We start from the raw sequence: 17,679 nt of genomic DNA, 5'->3' as shown, positions 1-17,679 counted from the left end.
CCCTACCGCCTCGGCGGGGCGGTGCGTCTCCCCATGCGGGTGAAGTTAAAAATGAAATTCCATGCCGCTGCGCTGCGCCATATCCCGGATGTGCTCCAGCCCCAGCGTGATGCGGTTGTCCACGACCCGAAAGGCCTGCGCCTGGGCGGTGGGCAGCAGATCGGCAAACAAAAAGTTGGCCCCCGCCGCAAGCGCGGCCAGATTGCCGTCGTCGCTGGCAAGGCCGTCGGCCGGATTTTCGCCCGGCTGCTGCGCGGTGATGTTGACGCGGGGCATCATCAGCCGCAAAAGAGAGATCTCTTTCAGGTTCAGCTCCCGGCTGCCGGGGCCTCCCTCGGCCGCAAGGGGGGTGTTCTGGGCAGGGAGATAGGGGATCACGGGCGCCCAGCTGATCTCCAGCTTTTTCATCAGCAGGATATCCTCGGCAAGCTGCTCCAGCGTCTGACCAGGATAGTCCACGATGTTGCCCGAGGCAAGCAGCAGGCCCGCTTCTTTTACGCTGCGGATGGCCGCCATCCTCCTGTCATAGCTGGTCGAGGGATTGAGCCGGTCAAAGGTCTCCCGGTCCGACATCTCGAATTTTACCACATATTCGTCCGCCCCGGCGGCGCGCAGCTCTTCATACTGGCTGCGCTCATATTCGCCGCAGGCCAGGCTCACCCAGCTCATGCCCAGCGCCTTTGCGCCGGCGACGATCTGCAGCAGCTTGTCAAAGCCGTATTTGGGGTCCTCGCCGGAGACGAGAAAGACGCGCCGGAACCCCAGCTCATGGGCGGCGGACAGGGAAGCGAGCACGTCCCGCGGGTCGATGCGGTAGCGGGGCACCGCGCTGTTCGCTGCGCGCATCCCGCAGTAGAGACACTGGTTTTTGCACACATTGCTGTAGCCCAGCATGGCGGTGGCGGTCAGGCGGCCGCCGTTTTCCTGCTGGTGGACGCGCCGGGCTTCCGGGGCGACCGCCGCGAGGTATTCCTGCTGGGGCATCTTCAGGATCTCCAATATTTCAGCTCTGGTCTCGACTTTCATCGCAAGTCCCTCCACATTTTTTTGACAGCAGCAGGGGAACAGCCTCCCCCGCGTGCTCTGCGATCTCTGTGCGCCCTGTTCCGAAAAGCGCTCCCGCGCCGCGCCGGGAAGCGGGGGAAAACGCGCAGACGGACGCTCAGGCGGACGGGGCCTCCATCCGGATCAGCGCGCCGCCCATCAGCGCCACCTCGTCCTCGTCGTGGGTCACCAGGATGACGGTGGCCCCGTCCGTGTAGCGGCGCAGATAGTCCGCCACCGCGCGCCGGGTCGTCTCATCCAGGCCCTTGAAAGGCTCGTCCAGGATCAGCAGCTCGCCGGCGGCCAGCACCGCGCGGGCGATGGCCACCCGCCGCCGCATGCCGCCGGACAGCTCGCGCACCGGCTGCCGGGCGGCGTCTGCCAGCCCGACCTCTGCCAGATGTTCGCCGATCAGGGCGGCAGACGCCCTGGGGCGGACAAAGGCCAGGTTGGACGCCGCTGAAAAGCTTTCCAGCAGCCGGTCCTCCTGAAAAACTGCGGCCAGGCGCGCGGGTACCCCTGTCACCGTACCGCTGTCTGCGGGCAAAAGACCCATCAGGATATTCAGCAGCGTGGTCTTGCCGCAGCCGGACCGGCCCATCAGACAGGTCGTGCGCCCTGCCGCAAAGCGGGCGCTGAAGTTCTGCAGCACGGCCGTGCCGTCAAAACTTTTGCACAGCCCCTGCACGACGATATCCTCCACAGAGCGCACCTCCTCTCCGGCCGGGGCCGGTCACAGCCGCTCCAGACGGCGGTAGCCCACCCGCAGCAGCCATAAAAACAACTTTTCAAACGCGATGCTGACCGCGATGATCACCACCGTCCAGGCGAACAGGTCGGCGGAACTGAGATATACTTTCGCCTCGTAAAGCCGTTCGCCGATGGAGCCGCTGGGGATGCCGATGACCTCGGCCGCGATGCCGGCTTTCCAGGACAGGCCCAGCGCCACGCTGCAGGCTGTGGTCAGATAGGGGCGCAGCTGCGGCAGATAGATGTAGAGCAGCCGGCGCCCGGCCCTGGCCCGGAACAGCCCGGCCATCTCCAGCAGTTTGGGGTCGGTCTGGCGGATCCCCTCCAGCATATTGGCGTAGACGATGGGCAGCACCATCAAAAACGAGATGAACACCGGCAGGCTGGAGGAATCCAGCCAGATCAGGCAGAGGATGATAAAAGAGGCCACCGGCGTCGTCTTGATAACGGTCATATACGGCCAGAGCAGCACCTCGGCCAGATGCCAGCGGCTTGCGGCCGCCGCCAGCAGGGTGCCGCAGCACAGGCCCAACAGGAACCCCGCCACGATCCGCACGAAAGAAAAGCCCACCGCCGCGTAGAACTGGGGCTCCAGCGCCAGTTCTGAAAGGCGCTGCAGCACCCGCAGGGGGGAGACCAGCAGCAGCGCGCTGCCCAGGGCCGCGGCCGCGGCCTGCCAGACCAGCAGGGCCAGCAGCACGGCAGCCGCGCGCTCCCAGCGGGGCTTTGACGGTTTAGACGGCATAGTAGAAGTCGTCGCCCGGCAGCTTTCCGCCGACCGATTTTTCGTTCTGGTCGAACAGCACCTGCAGATAACCGGCCATGGCGGCTTTCATCTCGTCGCCGGCAAGATAGGTGATGTTGCAGTAGGGGATGGCCTTTTCCGCCACCGCGGCCTTGACGATATCAAACTTTTCCACCAGCTGTGCAGCCTCGGGGACATTGGCGTTGACCCACTCGGTGGATGCCTGATATTCCTGCAGAAACGCCGCCAGCTGGTCGGGGTACTGCTCGGCAAAATCGGCGCGCACCACCAGGACGCCGGTCAGAAACAGGCTGCCGTTGTCAAGGCTGCTCCAGGCCTGGTTCAGGTCGACGGCCACCCGCAGGCCCTCCACTTGGGTCTGCGCCACGGTGACATAGGGCTGGGGCAGCATGGCCACGGCGTTTTCAGACTGGGCCAGCAGCTGGACCACCTCGGTGGGCTCGGTTTTCCACTCCACGGTCAGGTCGGCGGCCGGGTCGATGCCGTTTTCGCTGAGGATGTAATTGAGCGCGTACTCGGGGGTGGAGCCTTTGCCGGTGGCATAGATGGTCTTGCCTTTCAGGTCGGCCAGGGACTGGACGATGTCGCCCTTTTCAACAATGTAGATGACGCCCAGGGTGTTGACCGCCAGCAGCTTGACGGCGCCCTCGGTGTTATTGTAGAGCACGGAGGCCAGGTTGGCCGGCACGGCGGCGATGTCGAATTCGCCCTGGATCAGCTTGGGGGTGACCTCGTCGGCGGACCCGGCGATGGTAAAGGTGTAGTTGTTGGCGGCGCCGCCGTTTTCGGCGTCCTCCATCAGCTTGACCATGCCCATGGAGGTGGGGCCTTTCAGGCCCGCGATGCGGATGTCCGCGGGTTCCACGGGCGCCTTTTCAGGGGCGGAGGAAGAGGCTGCGGCAGACGAGGCCGGCAAAGAGGCGGAAGAGGCCCCGGAGGACGGGCTGCCGGAAGAACCGCAACCCGCCAGCATGGAGGCGGCAAGGGCAAGGGACAAGACAAGGGCGGTCAGTTTTTTCATGGTCGATTTCTCCTTTTCATATGCGCGCCCGGCCAGGAACAAAAGCCGGGCCGGGATGTTGTGGCCGGCGGGCGGTCACGGGGCGTCGGGACGCAGCGGCGCCCTGGAGGTCATCGTCTTTGCGGTGACACCGGGCAGCATGCCCAGCCTGCCCGAGAGGGCGCTGATGACGTCCCCGGGCGCGTCGATGACCACGCAGATCACCGAGACGCCCCGCTCGCGATACGGCAGCCCCATGCGGCCGACGATATATCGCCCGCATTCATGCAGCAGATCATTGATCTTCACCGCAGAGTCTCTGTCCTCCACGATGATGCTGACAACGGAAAGCCGGTTCTCCAAAGGTGCGTGTCCCCCTTTCTTTTATTCAGCTTCGCCGGGCGCGGATGATCGGGATATAACGTTTTTTTATTGCGGAGCAATAAAAATAGCCGAAGTGAAGCGGAGGCTATTTTTTGGCCAATCGCCCGGTTGCCGCGTCAGCGGCGAGGGCGGGGCCAATTAAAATAAAACGTTTTTTATTGCGGAGCAATAAAAAAATCCGCGCCCTTTGAAAGGCGCGGAAAATCGTATACAAATGCCCGGGCAGCGCAGACGCCGCCGGCAATTTATCCTGATTTTCGCAGCGACCTTTCCATCCGGGCAGGCCCCAGATGTGTCAGGACGGTTGCTGAATTTGCTTTGCGCATCCTTCCCGCAGGGCAAGCCCTTTGTGGTCGGAACCGCGCAGGTCTATTATAGCGGATACGGCGCAAAGAATCAAGAGGGGGGAGCCGTCCGCGCCGGGGGAAGAACTGTCCTGCCGCGGGGGCGGCCGTGCCGGGAAGTAAAAAGAAGCGCCGCGCAGAGCGGACTGCCGGGACACTTTTGGACGGCAGCGGAAAAAGAGGGGCAGGACGGCGGCGGGGGGCAGGCAGGGAGAGCCGCGCCCCCGGGACCGCCGGCTGCAGACGCCTTTCGACCGCCGGGGGCGCGCCTTTTCATTGCAACGGGCACGCGGCTGTGGTACACTCAGATAGAAAAATTCTCTGTGAAAGGGGAACAGAAAAATGACAAGCGACAAAACGGTCGTGCTCAATGCCGCCCGCGTAAACTATGACGGCAGGGCGGGCTTTGAAGAGATCGCTTCCCAGGTGACGGTCTACGACGATACCCCGCCGGAAAAAATGCTGGAGCGGGTGCAGGGATACACGGTGGTGGTCACCAAGGAGATCCCGGTCCCGGGCGAGCTGATCCGGCAGTTTCCGGCTTCGGTAAAGCTGCTGTGCGAGGCGGGCACGGGCTATAACAACATCGATCTTGCCGCCGCGCGGGAAAAGGGGATCACCGTGTGCAACGTGCCCGCCTACAGCAGCGAGCGGGTGGCCCAGACCGTGCTGCTGCTGATACTGAATCTGGCCTCCTCGATGACAAGGCAGCAGCGGATGCTGGCGCGGGGCGACCACACCAATTTCACCCGCTGCCTGGGGGTGGACCATGTGGAACTGAACGGCAAAACGCTGGGCGTTGTGGGGGCGGGCAATATCGGCCGGGCAGTGATCCGGGCCGCGCAGGCGCTGGATATGAATATCCTTGCGACCGCGCACCGCCCCCGTCCGGACGAGGGGGGCGTCCACTATGTCCCGCTGGAAGAACTGCTGCGGCAGAGCGATTTTGTCTCGCTGCACTGCCCGCTGACCGAGGAGACGCACCACATGATCAACCGGCAGACGCTGGAGCTGATGAAGCCGACCGCCTTTGTGATCAACACGGCGCGCGGGGCGCTGATCGACGAAAACGCGCTCATTGAAGCGCTGCAGGCGGGGTGCATCGCGGGGGCGGGCCTGGATGTGCAGGAAAGCGAGCCGCCGGCAGAGGACAGCCCCCTCTACATGCTGGAAAACGTGGTGCTCACCCCGCACATGGGGTGGAAAGGCCTTGAGACACGCCAAAGGCTGGTGTCCAAGGTGGGCGAAAACATCCGCGCCTTTTGTGAGGGACGGCCGGTCAATGTGATCGTTTAAAGGCGGTGGCGGAGCAGCGCGCCCGCCGTGCGGCCGGAGGCAAAAGCCCGGACGCTTTTGAGCGAATGAAAACAGTGCGTTTTTCCCATACTTTCAGCAGGCCGCCGGAGCGGTCTGCTGAAAAGAGGGGAGAGACGGCAATGAAAGCGAATGTAAATGAGAACTGCATCGGGTGCGGTCTTTGCGCATCCACCTGCCCGGAGGTGTTCCAAATGACCGGTGAGGGCGTCGCACAGGCGCAGGAGGAACCGGTCGCGCCGCAGCTGGAGCCATCCGTGCTGGACGCACAGTCGGGATGCCCGGTCGACGCCATCGAGGTGGAGTAAAGAGGGCGCAGGCCGCCTGAAAAGGACGCCGCCGGGGACAAGACAGCCTTAAAGCTGTTTTGCCCCGGCGGTGTTTTTTCTTTGCGGGCACCGTGGAAAGGGGGGGATAAAAAATAGCCGCGCAGCGGCTATTTTTTTCGGCCAACCGCCCGGTTGCCGCGCCAGCGGCGAGGGCGGGGCCATTGAGATAAGTTTTTTTATTGCGGAGCAATAAAAATAGCCGCGCAGCGGTTATTTTTTCGGCCAACCGCCCGGTTGCCGCGTCAGCGGCGAGGGCGGGGCCGATGAAGATAAAAAACAGGCGCGGGCTGGTTGAGGTGCGCGCCGCCTGTGTTGCAAAGGGACAAGGGCCATCCGGGCGCAGCGTGCGCCGGATGGCCCTTGTTGCTTCTCTGGATCGCGTTTTCTGCGATCAGGCGTGGGACAGCAGTGGAAAGCGCAGCCGGGACCCGTCGTCAAACGGGGAAAGGCCGCCTTTCAGTACAAACAGGGCGTCGTCCTCCCCCACCGCCTCAAAGCGGCAGCCGGCGGAACAGGCGGGGGTGAAGCCCAGCTCCACCTCCCGGTCTGTCGCTAGGGCAAGGGGGGCCACCACCTCTTCCAGCCGCGCGCCCTCTCCGCCGAGGACGTCCAGGCAGAGCAGGCGCCCCTGCTCCCGCGCGGCGACGACGACCGCGTCCGTCTGGGGCAGATAAAAGACGCTTTCCCGCCAGGGGCCGGTGCAGTGGAACATCAACAGCTCGTAATCCCCCTGCAGGGACAGGGCGGAAAACGGGTTGCCCCGCAGCGAGCGGGCCCAGAGCAGTTCCCGGTCGGACGGCTTGTCCATAATATCCAGCGGCCGCACCGCGCCGGGCCGCGGCGTGGGCGCGGGCATAAAGCAGCGGTATTCGGTCTGGCGCTGAAACTCAAATTTGGGGTAAAAAGTCAGTGCAGAGGAGTTGGCGAACAGATAGACCAGTTCCGCTTCCTCTGCCCAGTCGCGCAGCAGTTCTTCCAGCAGACGGCGGGCGAGGCCGTGCCCCCGCGCTTCGGGGGCGGTCATCACGGTGCCGATCTGGATGCAGCGGCGGACGCTTCCGCCCCAGCGCAGGTCCATCAGGTTTGCGGCCGCGCATGCCAGCACCGCGTCCCCCTGGGCGAGAACGTAAGGGCGATAGGCGTTTCCCCAGTATCCCTGCTGGAACCAGTTTTCAAAGGAGATGCCGAAGACCCGCTGCGCCAGCGCATTGAAGCTGCCGCGCAGCGGTCCGTCCTCCTGCAGGTTTTTGATCATTTTTATTTCAGACATCGGTCCTGCCTCTCTTATCTGTGGGGGCCGCGGCGCCTCAGCGGTCGAACAGCGCCCGTCGCCGGGTGGAGTGGATGAACATCTCTTCCAGCGCCGGCCGGTCCTCCCGCTCCAGCATGCCGCGCATGCGCAGCAGCTCGCCGGTAAAGCTGTCGATCTGTTCGATCAGCTCCTGCCGGTTGAGCAGGAACAGCTCGCTCCACATCTTTTCGTTGATGCGGGCGATGCGGGTCAGGTCGCGGAAAGAGTCGCCGGTGTAGTTCTGCAGGTTTTCATCCTCGTTGCAGGTCATCAGGCTCACAGCGATGGCGTGGGTGAGCTGGGACACAAAGCCGATGATCTCGTCGTGCGCGGCGGGGGACAGCTCGGAGACGGTGCGAAACTCCAGCAGACGGCCGATCTCACGCGCTGTCTGCACCGCTTCAGGGGTGTTTTTTTCGGTGGGGGTGACGATGAAGTTGGCGGCCCGGAAGATGGCCTCGTCGCTGTTGCGCACCCCGTAGACCTCTTTGCCCGCCATGGGGTGGCTGCCGATGAATTCGAGGTCCTCCCGCAGAAAGCCCTGGATGACGTCCACCACGTGACACTTTACGCCGGATACGTCGGTGAGCAGCGTGCCGGGGCGGAAAAGCGCCTGGTTTTGCCGCAGCCAGCCGATCATCACGGTGGGGTAGAGGGCAAACACCACGATATCCGCGCTGCGCGTCAGCGCGGGGTCGGGCCGGGCGGCCCCCCTGCGGATGAGGCCGTTTTCCAGCGCGTAGGAGATACTGGCGGCGTCGGTGTCGATGGCGTCGACCCAAAAGCCCTTTTTGGAAAGCCCGCGGGCGTAGCTGCCGCCGATCAGCCCCAGGCCGACGATGAGAAATCGGGTGTCCTCCGTGATCATGTCGCAGTCCTCGTTTCTGTTGATTTTTTGCCGCCCGCCGCGATCAGCGCGGGCGGGAGCCGTCCCCCTCAGGGAAGCAGCTCCACCCGCACACCCACGCTTTGCAGATCTTCAAAAAAGCGGGGATAAGATTTTTCCACCGCGTCCGCCCCCTCGATGGTCACCGGCCCGTCTGCGCGGGCCGCCGCTACGGCAAGGGCCATGACCACGCGGTGGTCGTTCCAGCCGCAGAGCGGGGCCGCGGGCGCGCGGCAGGCCTTTTCGCCGATACCGGGGACGATCAGCGCATCCCCCTCGCAGCGCACGGCAAGGCCCAGCTTGGCAAGCTCGGCCTGCATGGCGGCGATGCGGTCGGATTCTTTATAGCGCAGCCGTCCCGCGTGTTCGATGCGGGAGACGCCCCCGCAAAAACAGCAGAGCACCGTGAGGATGGGGCCCAGATCCGGGCAGTCGGCCAGGTCGAAAACGCCCGGGCGCAGCGGCGAGCGGCGGCAGCAAAGCGGGGCGCCGCCCTCGCCGCCCGCCGCCGGGGCCCCCATGCGGGCCAGAAGATCAAAGATCACCCGGTCGCCCTGCGCGGAGGCCGGGCGCAGCCCGGCGCAGCACACTTCGCCCGCCAGCGCCCCCAGGGCCGCAAAAAAAGCCGCCTGGGAGTGATCGCCCTCCACCGCAAAGCGGGGGACGGGGCGATAGCGCTGCCCGCCGGGGATGAAGAGGGAGAGGCCGTCCTGCCAGTGAGCCGCGACGCCGAACCGGGCCAGCACGTCCAGTGTCAGCTCCACATAGGGGCGGGACTCAAAGGGGGGCTCGATCCTGAGAACAGAGTCCCCGTCCAGCAGCGGCAGGGCGAGCAGCAGGCCGGTGATGAACTGGGAGCTCACCGCGCCGGACAGCCGGTACTCCCCGGCGGTCAGCGGGCCGCGAAAGCGCAGGCCTGCGGGCCCCGTCTCAAAGGGCAGGCCGCGTGCGGAGAACAGCGCCCGATAGATCTCCTGCGGGCGCTGCGGCAGACGGCCGCGGCCCGTAAGGGTGACCTCGGCGCCGGTGAGCGCCAGCAGCGGGACCAGAAAACGCAGGGTGGAGCCGGACTCGCCGCAGTCCACGGCGTCCCGGGGCGCCAGGGGCAGGGGGACGCCCCGCACCCGCAGCGCCTCTCCCGGCAAAGGCTCGGCCACAGCGCCAAAGGCGCGCACGGCCGCCAGCGTGGCGCGCACGTCCGCCGACGGGGTGACGTTTTCCAGGATCGTCTCGCCCTCCGCCAGCGCGGCCGCCAGCAGCGCCCGGTGGGCGACGCTTTTGGAGGACGGCGCCCGCACGCAGCCGTGCGCGGGCCCGGGATGGACGACGGCCCGCATCAGAGGTCGCGCCCCACCACCCGGGCGATTTCGCGGCCTTTTTCGATCAAAAAGGCAAACTGGCTGGGGTACAGGCACTGCGCGCCGTCGGACAGGGCGTGGGGCGGGTCGCAGTGGGTCTCGATGATCAGGCCGTCGGCGCCCGCCGCGATGGCCGCCAGCGACATGGCTTCCACCAGTTTGCGGTCGCCGGTGGCATGGCTGGGGTCGATGACGATGGGCAGATGGCTGCGCTGCTTGACGATGGGCACCACCGACAGGTCCAGCGTGTTGCGGGTGTATTTTTCAAAGGTGCGGATGCCCCGCTCGCAGAGGATGACGTTTTCATTGCCGCCGGCCATGATGTACTCGGCGCTCATGAGCCATTCCTCGATGGTGTTTGCCAGGCCGCGCTTGAGCAGCACCGGCTTTTTGGTCTTGCCCACCTCTTTGAGCAGATCAAAATTCTGCATGTTGCGCGCGCCGATCTGGATGAGGTCCACGTTTTCCACAAATTCGTCCAGCTTGTCGATGCTCATCAGCTCGCTGACGATGGGCAGGCCGTACTTTTTGCCCGCCACGGCCATGTAACGGATGCCCTCGCTGCCCAACCCCTGAAAAGCGTAGGGGCTGGTGCGCGGTTTGTAGGCGCCGCCGCGGAAGATGCGCCCGCCCGCCTCGCCGACCAGACGGGCCATTTCGTCGGTGTGGGACTCGCTCTCGATGGAGCAGGGGCCGCCCATCACCACGATGGGCTCGCTGCCGCCGACCTTTACGCCGGAGACGTCCACCACCGTGTCGGCGGGGTGAAACACGCGGTTGGCCAGCTTGTAGGGGGCGGACACCCGCTGCACGTTGTCCACATAGGGGGAGGCGGAAAGCTTGCGGTCGTCAAGGATCGTGGTGTCGCCCACCACCCCGAAGACGTTGTAGTCGGTGCCGCTGATCATGGTGACATGCAGGCCTTTCAGCTCGATGCTCTGTACCATGCGGTCGATCTCTTCCTGCGGGGCGAGCTTTTTCATCGTGATGATCATAATCGGGTCTCTCCGTTTCTGTGTTGAGATCGCGGGGCGGGCGGTCAGGCCCGCAGCGCCAGGATATGGGCTTGCAGCTCCCGGATGGCCCGGGCGTAGCCGGCGATGCCCTCGCCGGTGATGGTCAAAAAGCAGGCGGGCCGGATATAGGACACCTGCCGGAACGCCTCCCGCTGCTCGACGGCGGAGATGTGCACCTCCACCGCCGGCAGCTGCACTGCCCTGAGCGCGTCCAGCAGGGCGATACTGGTGTGGGTATAGGCCCCGGGGTTGAGCACCAGACCGTCCACCCGGCCCATGGCCTGCTGGATGGCGTCCACCAGCGCCCCCTCGTGATTGGACTGAAAGACCTCGGTCTCGACGCCCTGCTCCTCGCCGGTGCGCTGCACCAGGGCCAGCAGGTCCGCGTAGCTGTCGCTGCCGTACACGCCGGGTTCGCGCACGCCCAGCAGGTTGATGTTGGGGCCGTTAAGCACCAAAATACGCATAAAATGCCTCCTCCACCCGCCGCGCGGCGGTCTCGATGGTCTCGTCGTTGTCCAGCTTCAGGTCGCAGTAGCGGTTGTACAGCGGGTAGCGCTCGATATACCGCTGGCGCAGGGCCTCAAAATCGCGGGAGAGCGGCCGCCCCGAGGTGGCCAGCAGCGAGAGCTCGCGGTCGATGAAAAGGATGACCCCGTTCTGCCGCAGCCGCCGCATGTTTTCCGCCCGGGTCACCGCGCCGCCGCCGGTGGCGATGAGCTGGCCGCCCTTTTTGGCGATCTCTGCAATGACCCGGCTCTCGATCTCGCGGAAAGCCGCCTCCCCGTCCTGCTCGATGATCTGGGCCGGGGTGCGCCCGGCGTAGGCGGTGATCTCGTCGTCGGTGTCCACAAAGGTCTTGCCCAGCATGCGGGCCGCCCGGCCGCCCACCGTGGTCTTGCCTGCGCCGGGCATGGCGATAAGCACGCAGTTGGCGCGCTCGGCCTGCAGCCGGCGGTGCACCCGGCCGATCTCCTCGTCCGGCAGCGGGCGGCCGAGAAACAGCTCCGCGGCCGTCTTGGCCTGGGCCACCAGCATCTCCAGGCCGCCCGCGGCGGGCAGCCCCAGATCCAGTGCGCGCAGCACAAAAGCGGTCTGCAGCGGGTTGTAGACCACGTCCGCCGCCGCTTCCAGCCGGGGGAAAAGGGCCGGGTCCATGGGCAGTCCGTCGTTGTCCGGGTACATGCCGCAGGGGGTGGTGTTCAGCAGGACCTGCACGTCCCGCCGCATGGCCGCGTCGTGGTAGGTGAGGGCGCCTCCCTTGCCGCTGCGGCTGACCAGCAGCACCTCTTTGGCGCCTTTGGCCCGGGCCAGCGCGGCGCAGGTCTTGCTGGTGCCGCCGGTGCCCAGGATCATCACCACCCGGCCCCCCAGCAGGATGCCGTGCCGGTGCAGCAGGTAATCCACCCCGTCGTAATCGGTGTTATAGCCGGTCAGCTTCCCGCCGCGGTTCACCACCGTGTTCACCGCGCCGATCTCCGCCGCCCGCGGGTCCACCTCGTCCAGCAGCGGCAGGACGGCCTCTTTATAGGGGATGGTGACATTGAGGGCGGCAAACTGCCGCCCGGCAAAAAACGGGGCCAGCTGCTGCGGCGCAAGCTCGATGAGGTCATAGGTGTAATCTGCAAGCTGCTCGTGGATCGATTTTGAAAAGCTGTGGCCCAGATGCTCTCCGATCAGGCCGTACCGCTGTGTTTCCATGGTGTCCTCTCCCTTTTTTCCTCGTTTGCATGGGCCCGGCGCGCGCTAGAGGAACGCTTCCGCCATCCAGTCGGCGCCGTGCCGGCAGGCGGCCAGATCCACCAGCCCCAGCGCCACAACGGCGTCCACCACCGCCCGCGCCCGGTGTACGATGGCGGGGTCGTGGCGGCCCTGGATGGACAGGGCCGCGTCCTCCTTTTTGTCCAGGTCCACCGTCTGCTGCGGACGGTAGATGGAGGGGGTGGGCTTGACGGCGGTGCGCACGATCAGCGGCATGCCGTTGGTGATGCCGCCCTGTACGCCCCCGCTGTGGTTGGTGCGGGTGCGCACGGCGCCCCTGTCGTCATAATAAAAGGGGTCGTTGGCCGCGCTGCCCGTCCGCTCCGCGATGGCAAAGCCCGCGCCGAACTCGACGCCCTTGACGGCGGGCACGCTGAACAGCAGATGCGCCAGCTCGCTTTCCACCGACCAGAACCAGGGTTCCCCCAGCCCGGCCTCCAGCCCCAGCACCGCGGTCTCCAGCACTCCGCCCACGGAATCGAGCTCTGCCCTGGCCGCCGCGATGCGGGCTTTCATGGCCTCGCCCGCGGCCTCGTCCAGCACGGGAAAGTCGCTGCGGTCCCAGCGCTGCAGCGCGGCTTTCAGCGCCGGTCCGTCCTGCGGCAGCGGCGCGTCGGCCACGCCGCCGCAGCGGGCGATGCGGGTGCCCAGCGTCACGCCGCGTCCGGCAAGGATCTGCTGGCAGATGGCCCCCGCCGCCACCACCGGGGCGGTGATGCGGCCGGAAAAATGGCCCCCGCCCCGATAGTCCTGAAAACCGTGATATTTGCAAAAGGCGGTGTAATCCGCATGGGAGGGGCGCGGCTTTGACTTCAGCTCGCCATAGTCCTTTGAGCGGGTGTCGCCGTTGCGGATCAGGATGGTCAGCGGCGCGCCGGTGGTGCGGCCCTGAAAAAAGCCGCTGAGTAGTTCAAACTCGTCCGCCTCCCGCCGTGCGGTGGAGAGCGCCGCGCCGCCCCGCCGCTGCGCCAGCCGCAGCCGGATATGGTCCAGGTCCAGCGGGATGCCGGGGGCAAGGCCGTCCAGCACCGCGCCGATGGCGGGCCCGTGGGACTCGCCGAACAGGCTCACGGTCAGGGCGTTTCCAAATATGCTTTTCACGCGCCGATCCCCTCCTTTGCTTCCCGTTCCAGCAGCGTGCGCAGCCGTTCCAGCGGCACGGTCTCCAGCCGGGCCGCGCCGGCCCGGTCGGCTGTGACGATGGTCACCTGGCCGTCCGCCGCCTTTTTGTCGTGGCAGAGCCCGGCAAAGACCGCCGCCGGGTCAAAGGCCGCGCGGGTGGGCAGGCCGTTTTGCCGCAGCACCGCTTCCAGCCGCGCCCGCAGGGCGGGGGAGGTGCACATGGGCAGCATGCCCAGGGCCACGCATTCGCCGTGCAGCAGGCCGCCCAGGCCGTAGACGCTCTCGATGCCGTGGCCGATCGTGTGGCCAAAGTTGAGCAGCTTGCGGGGGCCGGACTCCTTTTCATCCTGCTCCACGATCCGCTGCTTGAACCGCAGCGAGCGCAGCAGGATCTCTTCCAGCCTGCCCTGGGCGTCCTCCTGCTCAAACAGGGCCAGCAGCGGCTCGTCGCCCACCACCCCGGCCTTGATGGCCTCGGCCATGCCGTTTGCCAGCTGACGCGGCGGCAGGGTGCTCAGCAGCGCGGGGTCCACCAGCACCCGCCGGGGCTGATAAAAGGCGCCGGCCACGTTTTTGACCCCGCCCAGGTTGACCGCCACCTTGCCGCCGATGGAGGAGTCGATCTGGGCCAGCGCGGTGGTGGGGATGTTGTAAAAATCCACGCCGCGCATATAACAGGCGGCGGCAAACCCCGCAAGGTCGCCCACCACACCGCCGCCCAGGGCCACGACGCAGTCACTGCGGGAAAAGTTTTCCGCCAGCATCGTTTTGAGCAGCCCCTCCAGCACGGCAAAGCTCTTGGCGCCCTCGCCCTGTTCCACCCGGGCGGTCACCGGCGCCGCGCACTGGCCGGCCAGCAGCGCTGCATAGCGCTGGGGCACGCCGGTGTCGGTGACGATCAATACCCTGCGGTCCAGATCCAGCAGCTTGCCCGCCCGCTCCAGCAGGCCGCGTTCCAGCAGGATATCATAGCTGTTTTCTCCCAGCGCCATCCGCAGCTGTTCCACAGCATCCAGCTCCTTTCTGAATTGAGACAAAAAACGGCGGCCTGCTGTGCAGGCCGCCGTTCATTTAAACAAAGGTGTCGAAACTCACCGCATGTTCAAACCGGTTTTGCGCAGCACAGAATGGGCCCTGCTAAAGTAATAAGCAAAGCCATAGCTAAAGTAATAGCGCGCTGCGGTGTTGAACTGTTTCATGGATAACTCTCCCTGAAATGCAGATTGGTACCAGTATAGAGGAAAAAATGCCGCTTGTCAACGAAAAGATTTGGCGCGACCGGCTGCGGGGGAGGCGCGGCGGAGGCGGTCCCTCCCGCCGGCACGGGCGCGGCGTCAACGCCCCTCCGCGTCCCGGCGCTCCCAGGCGCCGAGCAGTTTCAGCTGGCTGCAGGCGGCGGCCAGCTCGTCCAGCATCTCCCTTGCCCGGGCGGAGGACGGGTCGCCCACCACCTCGGCATAAAAGAAATATTGCCACGGCAGATCGCGCATCGAGCGCGAGCGGATGCTTTCCAGGTTGAAGCCGCGGCTGCCGATGATCTGCATGGCCCGGGCCAGCGCCCCGGCGTCATGCCGCACCGTGAACACCAGATTGAACCGGTCGCCCCGGTGCTGCGGCGTGCGGGAGAGCACGATAAAGCGGGTCACATTCTGGGCGCTGGTGTTGATGTCCCGCGCCAGGACCGACAGCCCGTACAGCGCGGCGGTGTCCGCGCTGGCAATGGCCGCCTTGGCGCAGTCGCCGCACTCGCTGATATATTTTGCGGCCAGCGCGGTGTTGGGATAGGGCACCACCTCAAGATCCCGCCCAGACAGCCAGGTCTGGCACTGGCTGATGGCCTGGTGATGGGAGTAGACCTGCCGGATATCCTCCAGCCTGGCCCCTGGCAGGGCCAGCAGGTTCTGGCGGATATCCAGATCGTACATCTCCACGATCGAGCAGTCGTACCGCCACAGCAGGTCCAGCACCTCTCCCACCTCGCCGGTATAGGAGTTTTCAAAGGGGACCACGCCTGCGGCCGCCGTGCCGTCCTGCACGGCCCGAAAGACCTCTTCAAAGGTCACAAAGGCCTGCTGCTTTTTGCCGGGGAAGATGCGGGAGGCGGCGATGTGGGAGAACGCCCCCTCCACGCCGGGATAAGCCACCGTGAACTCTCCCAGCTGGCGGGACTGAAAGTCCCGCGAGACCTCCATCAGGCGCTCGAGCACCCGGGTGTAATACTCCCGCAGGGCGGGGTCGCTCACCCGCGCCGCCCCGCGCTGCAGCACCTCTTTTTCCCGCCCCGCGTCCAGCACCGGCAGGCCGTGGGCGCGTTTGTACTCCAGCACCTGCCGCACCGCCGTCATGCGCCGCTCAAAAAGGGCCGCCATCTCCGCGTCCACCTCGTTGATCTCGGCGCGCGCCTGCTGCAGTTCATCCACCGCGTCCATCCCCCTTGCGTTCTGCGTTTGAGGCTATTATAGCAACCATCCGCCCCTGTGCGCAAGCCCCGCACCGCTCTGCCGTGTCCCCGCCCGCAGACTGCGTGCGGTCATCCGCCCCTGCACACGAGCCCCGCAGGCGCATGTGGAAAAGGGCCGACTCACAGGCGCTTTCCCTGCATGGGCTTTCGCAAGTCCAGCCAGCATGTGCGGGGAAAAGGCGAACGCCGCCGCCCCTCGCACCGGGATGGGAGCGCCGGGGGATGCGCAGACAGGGGAGCGGGTCAAAAGCGCCGCCGCCCGCCCGGGGATAAGCGGGCTCTATTTGGCTGAAAGCGGGCCCCCTGGTCGTCCCCAAAGCCCTTTCCCGGCAAAAAGACGGGTTTTTTGTAATATTTTGTAATATATCGTAAACAGCGGGGGCGAAAAAGTGGGATTTACAGGCAAAATGACACTGGAAAAAGGATTTTGGCTCTGTTATACTACCCAGTGAAACAATATGTGAAATTTTTGACGAATGGAAGTGCGATCCGGTGCAGATCAAGGATATCGCCCGCATGGCGGGGGTGGCCCCCTCGACCGTCTCCCGTGTCATCAACGACTCGGGCTATGTGAGCGCGGAGGTGCGCGGCAGGGTGGAAGAGGTGATCCGGCGCACCGGCTATGTGCCGAACAGCATTGCAAAAAGCCTCAAGGCAAAGCGCAGCCACACCATCGGCGTCATCGTGCCGCGCGTGGCCTCCGAGGCGATGGCCCGCCAGATCCAGGGGATCGCCGGCGAGTGCGAGCAGCGCCGCTATGAGATGCTGCTGGCCAATGCGGGGATGAAAACGGAGAATGAATCGGCCTGTCTGGAGATGCTGGCGCGGCGGCAGATCGACGGCGTGATTATCATGTCCTCGGGCGTCACGGCGGACCTGCGGCAGCGGATCGGCGCGCTAGAGGCCCCGGTGGTCATCACCGGGCAGCAGGCGGAGGGGCTGTGCTGCGTGGTGCACGACGAGACGGCGATCATGCGGGAGCTCACCGCCGCGCTGCTGCTCAAGGGCCGCCGCGACCCCGCCTTTATCAATGTGGAGCTGGAGGACGACGCCATCCGCCACAAGAGGTTTTCGGGTTTTTGCGAGGCCCTGCGCGAGCAGCATCTGGCCCTGCGCCCGGGCCGGGTCGCCTATGGCGGGTTTACCATCGAGGAGGGGGCGGCCGCCATGAAGCAGCTTTGGGAGCAGGAGGGCCCCCGCCCCGACGCCGTGCTCGCGGTCACCGACCGGGCGGCGGTAGGGGCCATGCAGTATCTGAAATCGCAGGGCGTGTGCCTGCCGCAGCAGTGTGCGGTGACGGGGATCGGCAACAACCAGCTGGCCGCCGTGGTGGAACCCGCGCTCACCACGGTGGAGTATTTTTACGAAGAGGTGGGGGCCCGGGCGGCGCGCCTGCTGTTTGACGCCATCCAGCAGGGAGAGCGCCCGCAGGGCGTGCATTTTGTGGAGTACCGGCTCATCGAACGGGATTCCGCCTGAGGGAGGAGATCGGCAGGCGGCGGGATATGCTGTGTTTTCACGCTGTTTAGGACTGAAAGAGAAGCAAAGAAGCGCCTGTGCGGGTTTTGCCCCCCCTGTGCGGGAGCGTGCGGGGGAGCGCAGGGCCGCGCGGCTTCCCCGCGCCCGGACCGCAGGCTTACCGGGAAAGTTTTTCCGGCTCGCGCGGGAGGGTGGCCTGGCAGCGGTGGGTACGGCCGCCGCAGCGGGCCCTTTTTTCTGCGCACGCGGGCAAAAAATTCTTACCCGTCCCGGTCCAGCAGGGCCGTGACATGTCCTTTTCACTGCATGCGCGGGCGGAGAGGGCTTTGGTCCCTGGGGCCGCTGCGCCCGGCTGCGGCCGCTGCTTCACCGGC

Annotated in this window: 17 protein-coding genes; 3 read left to right on the top strand and 14 right to left on the bottom strand. The window is 65.7% G+C overall.

Translation table 11 applies throughout. The features are described 5' to 3' along the window. Positions 1 to 45 precede the first annotated feature (45 nt). The 5 genes from H8S23_RS02820 to H8S23_RS02800 all read right to left on the bottom strand — a co-directional run bounded on the left by H8S23_RS02820 (position 46) and on the right by H8S23_RS02800 (position 3,923). Positions 46 to 1,026 (bottom strand): biotin synthase BioB, encoded by a 981-nt coding sequence (locus H8S23_RS02820; protein ID WP_186886784.1) that lies wholly within the window; start codon positions 1,024 to 1,026, stop codon positions 46 to 48. A 136-nt stretch (positions 1,027 to 1,162) separates the two neighbouring features. After that, a complete protein-coding gene (locus H8S23_RS02815; RefSeq protein WP_186886783.1) occupies positions 1,163 to 1,747 on the bottom strand; it encodes an ATP-binding cassette domain-containing protein in 585 nt (194 codons plus the stop codon). Positions 1,748 to 1,777: 30 nt separating this feature from the next. Next, positions 1,778 to 2,539 carry an ABC transporter permease gene (locus H8S23_RS02810; protein WP_186886782.1) on the bottom strand — a complete coding sequence of 254 codons (762 nt, stop codon included), beginning with the start codon at positions 2,537 to 2,539 and terminating at the stop codon, positions 1,778 to 1,780. After that, a complete protein-coding gene (locus H8S23_RS02805) occupies positions 2,529 to 3,581 on the bottom strand; it encodes an ABC transporter substrate-binding protein (protein ID WP_186886781.1) in 1,053 nt (350 codons plus the stop codon). The genes H8S23_RS02810 and H8S23_RS02805 overlap by 11 nt, the downstream gene beginning before the upstream one ends. 75 nt (positions 3,582 to 3,656) lie before the next feature. Further along, the gene (locus tag H8S23_RS02800; protein WP_186886780.1) at positions 3,657 to 3,923 is read right to left on the bottom strand and encodes a TM1266 family iron-only hydrogenase system putative regulator; all 267 of its coding nucleotides are present in this window, start codon (positions 3,921 to 3,923) and stop codon (positions 3,657 to 3,659) included. 707 nt (positions 3,924 to 4,630) lie between these two features. Between H8S23_RS02800 and H8S23_RS02795 the strand changes: the two genes are divergently transcribed. Together H8S23_RS02795 and H8S23_RS02790 are read left to right on the top strand one after the other, a co-directional pair. After that, entirely contained in the window at positions 4,631 to 5,584 is a 954-nt protein-coding gene (locus tag H8S23_RS02795) for a 2-hydroxyacid dehydrogenase (protein WP_186886779.1), read from the top strand. Positions 5,585 to 5,724: 140 nt separating this feature from the next. Further along, positions 5,725 to 5,910 (top strand): ferredoxin, encoded by a 186-nt coding sequence (locus H8S23_RS02790; protein WP_186886778.1) that lies wholly within the window; start codon positions 5,725 to 5,727, stop codon positions 5,908 to 5,910. A gap of 412 nt (positions 5,911 to 6,322) precedes the next feature. Here H8S23_RS02790 and H8S23_RS02785 read toward each other — a convergent pair whose 3' ends face one another. From H8S23_RS02785 to H8S23_RS02745, 9 genes are all read right to left on the bottom strand, one after another. Next, the gene (locus H8S23_RS02785) at positions 6,323 to 7,201 is read right to left on the bottom strand and encodes a GNAT family N-acetyltransferase (protein ID WP_186886777.1); all 879 of its coding nucleotides are present in this window, start codon (positions 7,199 to 7,201) and stop codon (positions 6,323 to 6,325) included. Between the two features lie 37 nt (positions 7,202 to 7,238). Then, positions 7,239 to 8,090: a prephenate dehydrogenase gene (locus H8S23_RS02780; RefSeq protein WP_186886776.1), complete on the bottom strand. Its 852-nt coding sequence runs from the start codon at positions 8,088 to 8,090 to the stop codon at positions 7,239 to 7,241. A 68-nt stretch (positions 8,091 to 8,158) separates the two neighbouring features. Beyond that, positions 8,159 to 9,445 carry a 3-phosphoshikimate 1-carboxyvinyltransferase gene (gene aroA, locus H8S23_RS02775; RefSeq protein ID WP_186886775.1) on the bottom strand — a complete coding sequence of 429 codons (1,287 nt, stop codon included), beginning with the start codon at positions 9,443 to 9,445 and terminating at the stop codon, positions 8,159 to 8,161. Beyond that, positions 9,445 to 10,461: a 3-deoxy-7-phosphoheptulonate synthase gene (aroF, locus tag H8S23_RS02770; RefSeq protein ID WP_186886774.1), complete on the bottom strand. Its 1,017-nt coding sequence runs from the start codon at positions 10,459 to 10,461 to the stop codon at positions 9,445 to 9,447. The genes aroA and aroF overlap by 1 nt, the downstream gene beginning before the upstream one ends. A gap of 44 nt (positions 10,462 to 10,505) precedes the next feature. Further along, the gene (aroQ, locus tag H8S23_RS02765) at positions 10,506 to 10,949 is read right to left on the bottom strand and encodes a type II 3-dehydroquinate dehydratase (RefSeq protein ID WP_186886773.1); all 444 of its coding nucleotides are present in this window, start codon (positions 10,947 to 10,949) and stop codon (positions 10,506 to 10,508) included. Then, complete coding sequence (locus tag H8S23_RS02760; protein ID WP_186886772.1) at positions 10,930 to 12,183, bottom strand: shikimate kinase; 1,254 nt, start codon at positions 12,181 to 12,183, stop codon at positions 10,930 to 10,932. Before H8S23_RS02760 ends, aroQ begins: the two co-directional genes overlap by 20 nt. Before the next feature lie 45 nt (positions 12,184 to 12,228). Then, positions 12,229 to 13,344: a chorismate synthase gene (gene aroC / locus H8S23_RS02755; RefSeq protein WP_186886771.1), complete on the bottom strand. Its 1,116-nt coding sequence runs from the start codon at positions 13,342 to 13,344 to the stop codon at positions 12,229 to 12,231. Continuing rightward, positions 13,341 to 14,372 (bottom strand): 3-dehydroquinate synthase, encoded by a 1,032-nt coding sequence (locus H8S23_RS02750; RefSeq protein WP_341479879.1) that lies wholly within the window; start codon positions 14,370 to 14,372, stop codon positions 13,341 to 13,343. Before H8S23_RS02750 ends, aroC begins: the two co-directional genes overlap by 4 nt. 327 nt (positions 14,373 to 14,699) lie before the next feature. After that, entirely contained in the window at positions 14,700 to 15,785 is a 1,086-nt protein-coding gene (locus tag H8S23_RS02745; protein WP_423717463.1) for a bifunctional chorismate mutase/prephenate dehydratase, read from the bottom strand. Positions 15,786 to 16,318: 533 nt separating this feature from the next. Between H8S23_RS02745 and H8S23_RS02740 the strand changes: the two genes are divergently transcribed. Beyond that, positions 16,319 to 17,305: a substrate-binding domain-containing protein gene (locus H8S23_RS02740; protein WP_186886769.1), complete on the top strand. Its 987-nt coding sequence runs from the start codon at positions 16,319 to 16,321 to the stop codon at positions 17,303 to 17,305. Positions 17,306 to 17,679: the final 374 nt, after the last annotated feature.

It is taken from the genome of Anaerofilum hominis (assembly GCF_014287275.1).
GTDB classification, from domain to species: Bacteria; Bacillota; Clostridia; order Oscillospirales; family Ruminococcaceae; genus Pygmaiobacter; species Pygmaiobacter hominis.
This window is presented reverse-complemented; position numbering and strand designations above follow the sequence as displayed.

Coding starts and splice junctions, on each gene's coding strand:
- aroQ (WP_186886773.1), bottom strand. CDS start 10,949: ATGCGTATTTTGGTGCTTAACGGCCCCAACATCAACCTGCTGGGCGTG.
- H8S23_RS02810 (WP_186886782.1), bottom strand. CDS start 2,539: ATGCCGTCTAAACCGTCAAAGCCCCGCTGGGAGCGCGCGGCTGCCGTG.
- H8S23_RS02795 (WP_186886779.1), top strand. CDS start 4,631: ATGACAAGCGACAAAACGGTCGTGCTCAATGCCGCCCGCGTAAACTAT.
- H8S23_RS02790 (WP_186886778.1), top strand. CDS start 5,725: ATGAAAGCGAATGTAAATGAGAACTGCATCGGGTGCGGTCTTTGCGCA.
- H8S23_RS02760 (WP_186886772.1), bottom strand. CDS start 12,183: ATGGAAACACAGCGGTACGGCCTGATCGGAGAGCATCTGGGCCACAGC.
- H8S23_RS02780 (WP_186886776.1), bottom strand. CDS start 8,090: ATGATCACGGAGGACACCCGATTTCTCATCGTCGGCCTGGGGCTGATC.
- H8S23_RS02820 (WP_186886784.1), bottom strand. CDS start 1,026: ATGAAAGTCGAGACCAGAGCTGAAATATTGGAGATCCTGAAGATGCCC.
- H8S23_RS02785 (WP_186886777.1), bottom strand. CDS start 7,201: ATGTCTGAAATAAAAATGATCAAAAACCTGCAGGAGGACGGACCGCTG.
- aroF (WP_186886774.1), bottom strand. CDS start 10,461: ATGATCATCACGATGAAAAAGCTCGCCCCGCAGGAAGAGATCGACCGC.
- H8S23_RS02805 (WP_186886781.1), bottom strand. CDS start 3,581: ATGAAAAAACTGACCGCCCTTGTCTTGTCCCTTGCCCTTGCCGCCTCC.
- aroA (WP_186886775.1), bottom strand. CDS start 9,445: ATGCGGGCCGTCGTCCATCCCGGGCCCGCGCACGGCTGCGTGCGGGCG.